This is a genomic window from Caballeronia mineralivorans PML1(12) (assembly GCF_001028175.1).
GTDB classification, from domain to species: Bacteria; Pseudomonadota; Gammaproteobacteria; order Burkholderiales; family Burkholderiaceae; genus Caballeronia; species Caballeronia mineralivorans.
Genome location: NZ_AEJF01000350.1, coordinates 1 through 267 on the forward strand (window position 1 = coordinate 1; position 267 = coordinate 267).

1 protein-coding gene is annotated in these 267 nt (G+C 61.0%); it reads left to right on the forward strand.

Annotated features, from left to right (window positions below):
- Positions 1-267 (forward strand): glycosyltransferase (locus EOS_RS42970; protein ID WP_047898342.1); only part of this gene is annotated, 267 nt, incomplete at both ends.

Genomic DNA, 267 nt, shown 5'->3' on the forward strand with positions numbered 1-267 from the left:
ATGGCTGGCGGCACAAGGTCATGAGGTGCGGGTCATTACCGCACCGCCTTACTACCCGCAATGGCAGGTGGGCGAGAACTATTCCGCCTGGCGCTACAAACGAGAAGAGGGGGCCGCCACGGTGTGGCGCTGCCCGCTGTATGTGCCAAAACAGCCGAGCACCCTGAAACGCCTGTTGCATCTGGGCAGTTTTGCCGTCAGCAGTTTCTTTCCGCTGATGGCGCAACGTCGCTGGAAGCCGGATCGCATTGTTGGCGTGGTGCCAAC